This window comes from Bradyrhizobium sp. JR4.1 (assembly GCF_040548605.1).
Classification (GTDB): Bacteria; Pseudomonadota; Alphaproteobacteria; order Rhizobiales; family Xanthobacteraceae; genus Bradyrhizobium; species Bradyrhizobium canariense.
The window spans coordinates 1-3,358 of record NZ_JBEPRY010000067.1; the positions used below are offsets into that span (position 1 = coordinate 1).

General features: G+C 57.5%; 3 protein-coding genes and 1 pseudogene. 1 reads left to right on the forward strand and 3 read right to left on the reverse strand.

Annotated elements, in window-relative coordinates:
* On the forward strand, positions 1–541 hold a 541-nt coding region (locus ABIB90_RS41440), incomplete at its 5' end, for a helix-turn-helix domain-containing protein (RefSeq protein ID WP_354202963.1).
* A gap of 789 nt (positions 542–1,330) precedes the next feature.
* Here ABIB90_RS41440 and ABIB90_RS41445 read toward each other — a convergent pair.
* From ABIB90_RS41445 to ABIB90_RS41455, 3 genes and pseudogenes are all read right to left on the reverse strand, one after another.
* Positions 1,331–1,597 (reverse strand): DUF3892 domain-containing protein, encoded by a 267-nt coding sequence (locus ABIB90_RS41445; protein ID WP_354202964.1) that lies wholly within the window; start codon positions 1,595–1,597, stop codon positions 1,331–1,333.
* A 46-nt stretch (positions 1,598–1,643) separates the two neighbouring features.
* Positions 1,644–2,180 (reverse strand): hypothetical protein, encoded by a 537-nt coding sequence (locus tag ABIB90_RS41450; RefSeq protein WP_354202965.1) that lies wholly within the window; start codon positions 2,178–2,180, stop codon positions 1,644–1,646.
* Between the two features lie 473 nt (positions 2,181–2,653).
* Positions 2,654–3,358 (reverse strand): annotated as a pseudogene (locus ABIB90_RS41455) (IS3 family transposase); the annotation flags it as partial.

Sequence of the window (3,358 nt, forward strand, 5' to 3'; positions counted from 1 at the left end):
AAACCGCCGCTGCCTGAACGGGTCAGATGCCGCCCTCGATACGAAGGCCATCCGTCAAAAACGCGGGTGTCACGTGCGGAGAAAATCGCGCTTACCAAGTATCAATGACCCAGCCTATGCCGAAACGCTGGGCCTATTGCTCCTGTGGGAACTACAGCATGCCGCTAATCCGCTGCGCTCTCAGAAGGAATCTGTCAAGGGGGGCTTAACTGCACGTCAGCTGAGGCGCATTACACAATTTATCGATTCTCAAATCTCAAGTGACATAACGATTTCGGATTTGGCGGCTTTAGTGGGGCTAAGCCAGTTTCACTTTATTCGTGCCTTTAAAGAATCCGCAGGGTTGTCCCCGTACCAGCACGTGCTGTCAAAGCGAGTTGGGCGAGCGAGAGAACTGTTGTCTGATCGCAATCTGTCGCTTTCCGATGTCGCGACCGCCGTAGGCTTTAGCGATGCATCTCAGCTGAACCGTGCATTTCAGAAATCCGTTGGCATTACACCAACTGCTTTTCGGCGCGAGAACGTCTGGGATTCTTTTTAACAGGGGGTGTGTCCCCACCGCCGTCTACCCTTGTATTCGGCCGTAAGCGGTCATGGAATGTCCCTGGCTTTCCTAGTACCACCAATTAAGTGCGGCTTGTTCAGCAAATACTCCCGATTCCCGGTCGCAGCTTCCGCGTACTGGTCGATCGAGACGATGATGCTTCGACGTGAGTGCGGCACCACCTGGACTTCGTCCAAAACTTTCAGGAACGGTGACAGCTTAGGTTCGTCGCTGAAGTATCGCGGCATCACCGTTTGCGGACCCCGACCCTGCTCTTGTTTTGGTGCGGCTCGGCCTTCTTCAACTCGTCCCGCTGCTCACAGAGGGTGTCGATCTTGGCCAGCATTCGGGACAGCAAGGCTTCGGCCGAGGCCGACCCGATACCGGCTCTCTGAAGGCGACCACCATGCCCACAGGAGCGAGGCCAATACAGCTGTCCGACCAGCAAGGATCGCGAATCTACCCAACCGAATCTGCACAATCCGCGCCATTGCCATCTTGGAGCGCGCTCCTATTGATGGGTGCCGTAGCGATTGCCGGTTTTGGAGTTCACGTAGGTGCCGCCACGATGAGATGAGCCGGAGATGCTCCCAACGAAGCTCCCCCCATGACTGCTTGTATGATGTCCGCCGCCGTAACTGACGCGGCCTCCGTGTGATCCGCCGCGTGCACTCGCATCTTGGGTCAGAGCTAGAACCACCAGTAATCCCATAGTGGCTATGATCGCGTTCTTCATTGTTGCTCCCGCAAGTTTTTGAAGTTCTGGTTCCGCAAAAAGTTTGAGTGCTACGGGCACTCGCGGAGCGCCAGCAGGTTGTCGTTATAGTAGCCATCGGCATGCGTTCGAACGTATTTGCCATTGGGACCATCGACGACGCCGATGTCAGCCCGCTTGCCATCGACCATCGTGAAAAAGGTGTTTGAGCCTGACTCGATGGATTGAATCACCTGCAATCTAGGCCATTTCCAGTTAGACCCGCCAAGGTGAGTGATGCCCTCATGGGGATTATCTCTAGGCTGCTTGTTGATACACGTGACCTGAGCATCGGCCATGTTAGTTGATCCTCCATTCTAGGAAAGGATGTTTCCAGCGATGCGGTCAAACCCCTGGCGGCCCTTGCGCCACGTCGACGACATGTCGTTCCGTACCTACTGTGATGACTATGGTGTAGCTCTTCTGTGCGCCGGCCTGATCGGTTGGCGGCGCCACATGAAGTTGACCTCCGTACCATTCACCTGGCATTAGCGTGTTGTCTTTGATGACCGACTGCTCGAGTACGGCCATGTTGCGCTGCCCAGTTTCCACCGTTGCAGCAATCATGGTCTCGTTCTGCACTGCTGCGTTGTTTTGCGCGATTACTGCAGCGGTCGGGCTGTAGAAGGTGCCGGTGCGCCCGCTCGGAGTGGTGTAGCTCCCATGTCCCGCGTGCGATGCGCTGTAGGCATTGGCGCCTGCTGCCAAGCCTGTGAGGAGGGCGGCTGCGACCTGCCGATTTCGCTCCTCTTGAACTAACATGTCGTAGGTTACGATTTTCATTTCGAAGTCAGAGCCAGCGGCGTGCTGGACAGCCTCGACTTGCGCAACGCGGAAGTCGACCGGCTGCTTGCTTAGATTGTTGATGCCGACGATGAACACAGGTCTCCCGTTCGCCTGGAGCTGGCGCGAAGCCGGTCGAACGAGAACGAGTGAGTTCTTTTGTCGAGACACCAGGGCAGGCTGCCCATCTCGCATAAGCGCCTGCTGCTGCGGATTTGACGCTCGAAAAGAAACGGTCTCGCCAGTAGATACGCAGCCGCCCAGCATGACGCAAAGCGCCACGACGCCAAATCTACGCATTTGAAAAGCCCCCCGGCCCAAAAACAACAGGGCGCACTGAACCTCAACCACGGCGCGAGATCAATAGGTTGCGCGCGTGAAAAGCTGCCACAAACGAGCAACCGGATTGGGCCATTCGATTACCCAGCAATTTCTTGGATAAACAGCAATTTATGTGAACGGACGCGCCGAAGCGCTGGCTGCCGGTCTGCCACCGGCAACGGCCTTGGAAAGCCGCAGCGAAAGCATCACCACATGACCACCGTTTCCACCGATTTCAGACCCACACGCTCTTACGTCGCCGCGGAAATTTCTAACTTACGCGACGGCTTTGAGGTCCTGTGAACCGCCCCGGGTTTGCCGGAGGCTATTTGGTTTAAGTTATGCCGCCATGGCCGGTTGTTCCAGCGTTGCTCGGCTTCGGCTGGCGGGATGTTGCCGATGGGCTCCAGGAGCCGTCGGTTGTTGAACCAGTCCACCATTCCAGGGTCGCGAACTCGACGGCCTCGAAGCTGAGCCATGGCCCGCGCCGATGGATCACCTCGGCCTTGTAGAGGCCGTTGATGGTTTCGGTGAGAGCGTTGTCATAGGAATCTCCGACACTACCAACGGGAGGCTCGACGCCAGCTTCAGCCAAGCGCTCGGTGTACTTGATAGAGATGTATTGGCTACCTCTATTGCTATGATGCACGAGCCCGCCGTGGTGGACCGGTCGGCGATCGTGCAGGGCCTGCTCCAGCGCATCGAGCACGAAGCTGGCGTGCGCCGTGCGCGAGGCCCGCCAGCCCACGATCCTGCGGGCATAGGCGTCGATGACGAAGGCGACGTAGACGAATCCGCTCCAGGTCGCGACATAGGTGAAGTCGGAGAGCCAAAGGACGTTCGGCCTTGGCGCGCTGAACGGGCGGTTGACGTGATCCAGCGGGCATGGCGCGGCCTTGTCGCTGATCGTGGTCTTAACCGGTTTGCCGCGGATAACCCCCTGCAAACCCATGTCC